The following is a 257-nucleotide window of genomic DNA, read 5'->3' as shown; positions in this document are numbered from 1 at the left end:
ATTTGATGCTGTCAAAAAGCCTTCTGCGGGTCATCGTCGGTACTGCTGTTTTGAGTCACGGCGTCCACTTGCTTCTTTTAACAATGGGCGGCTTAAAAAAGGGAGCGCCTCCAGTTCTAAAAGAGGGGCTCACATCCTATGTAGATCCATTGCCGCAAGCATTAATTTTAACAGCCATTGTCATTGCTTTTGGTGTGACATCCTTATTACTTGTCATGGCCTTCCGAGCCTTCCAAGAGCTGCGAACAGATGACATG

Annotated in this window: 1 protein-coding gene; it reads left to right on the top strand. The window is 46.7% G+C overall.

The window, feature by feature from the left end:
• On the top strand, nt 1-257 hold a 257-nt coding region (locus AC0IXA_RS27765), incomplete at both ends, for a Na(+)/H(+) antiporter subunit C (RefSeq protein WP_471814955.1).

It is taken from the genome of Pseudomonas sp. AC083 (genome assembly GCF_979253165.1).
The sequence above is the reverse complement of the archived record's forward strand: the minus strand, read 5'-3'. Positions and strand labels throughout refer to the sequence as shown.